A 1,917-nucleotide genomic window follows, 5' to 3' on the forward strand; every position below is an offset into this window, starting at 1 on the left:
CAGGCCGAAGCGACGAACAAGAACATCGAAGCCGTTCCAAGCCAAAATGGTTTATGCCGATTATTCATCGTTTATCTCTCCTTTCCTTTCAGATCAATTTTTTTGATCATCCACTATACATGATTTGCGGTTCTACAAACATCTTGCTTGCTCACAGTTCATAACCGAAGGCGGCAAAATGAGCCTGAGGCGTTCCGTTCCACAAATTACCATCGCATTCCTTAACCAGCATTCGCCTCAGCTCGTTCAATTTATCCGGGAACATATGCACGACATTATGGGTCTCGGCATAATCTTCGCTCAAGCGGTAGAGCTGGAACTCGACTGCATCGCTCATCTCGGCGATGCTTTTTCCAATCGGCTTCCCTCGGTGATACGTTTCCGGATCAATGATCGTACGCAGCTTCCAGCCGTCACGGGTAACTAGAGCCGGCCCCTTTAAACTGGCGTACACGATATATTCGTGCTCGTCTTCATTCGCTCTCTTGCCCGTAATCAGTGATGCGAACGAGATACCGTCCTTACCGTCAGGCATATCGGCCTCGATCAGCTCCGCCAATGTCGGCATCAAATCATAGTTTGCAATCAGGCTGTCTGTCACCGTATCCGGTTCGACGTGTCCGGGCCACCTAACCAAATAAGGGATTCTAACTCCGCCTTCCCAATTGCTCCACTTTAATCCAGCCATGCCGTCATTTCCGTTAAAGATGTCGCCGCATGTATCGGAATGGAATTTCGTGAGTATGTTATCTATCGTCGTACCGTCAGTCAGCTCCTGTTCCGATACCCTCCCCTGCTGTGAGTATGGGAGGGTATGCCCGTTATCGGAACTGAAAATGACAATCGTATCTTCTGCCAAGCCAAGCCGATCCAATTCGTCCAGCAGGATTCCGACTGTCCGGTCGAGACGCAATACCATGGAGCCAAATTCCTTCTCGATGTCGGTCAGCTCGGAATTATTTAGAAGGGAAGGATGGATTTCCGGGTAAAACACAGGCCCATGAGGCAATTGCGAAGGATGGAACAGAAAAAAGGGCTCCTCCTTGTGCCGGCGAATAAATTCAACCATTTTCCGATCGTATATGTCCTGGGAGTAAACGGCTCGACCTGTCATATCGATTAATAGGCCCTTCTCGAACGCGCTCCGCTTTGCGCCGCAATCGACCAAAGTGTTGCCTTCTAATTTCACTTTGCTCCCGTTCTCAAACAGAAACGTCGGATAATAGCCGTGGCATCTCTGATGATCGTAGTCCCCGAAGTGATAAGTCCAGCCATGCTTGTCGAGTTCTTCTCCCGTCGTCGCAAATCCCCATTCCAGCTTTCCGACTTGTCCGGTAACGTAACCGGCTTTCCTGAACAGGTTGGGAAGATAACCTTCATCATCTCCGCCTTGAATGCCGGTATTGTGAATCATTTCGTAAATTTGTTCAAGCGACAGTGTGCCTTTATCCAATTCCTTATAGATGCCTGCCTTCGTAAACGTCCATCCGCCAGCATGGGCGTCATGAACGCCGCACAACAGACTCGCCCGCGCCGGGGCACAAAATGAGCAGCCGTATGCTTGTGTAAACCGAATTCCTTCCGCGGCTAAGCGGTCTATATTCGGCGTTCGGAAATGTTTTTGTCCGTAACAGCTCAGCATCCCTCTGCCCAGATCGTCCGCATATATGTAAATCACGTTAGGCTTGGCTCGCATAGTTTCTCCTCTCTCCTCTGAATCTAGCAGCAGTCCTTTAGGCGCACAAAATACGAGTTAACCAAGCATACAACTTAATTTTTCATATAACGGTCGTACGCCTGCTGGTATATTTTTATATATTCGTCGACGCCCATCTTCTTCAAGGTGCCTTCATAGCTATCGTAAGCGGACAACGGCATCGCGCCCGTAACGAATTTGACTCTCGATTCGGTAACATA

General features: G+C 49.1%; 1 protein-coding gene. It reads right to left on the reverse strand.

Annotated features, from left to right (window positions below; translation table 11 throughout):
* Positions 1-151 precede the first annotated feature (151 nt).
* Entirely contained in the window at positions 152-1,696 is a 1,545-nt protein-coding gene (locus DQG23_RS41585) for a sulfatase-like hydrolase/transferase (RefSeq protein ID WP_113036950.1), read from the reverse strand.
* Positions 1,697-1,917 lie beyond the last annotated feature (221 nt).

Origin of the sequence: Paenibacillus contaminans, from assembly GCF_003285015.1 — a bacterium.
Classification (GTDB): domain Bacteria; phylum Bacillota; class Bacilli; order Paenibacillales; family NBRC-103111; genus Paenibacillus_V; species Paenibacillus_V contaminans.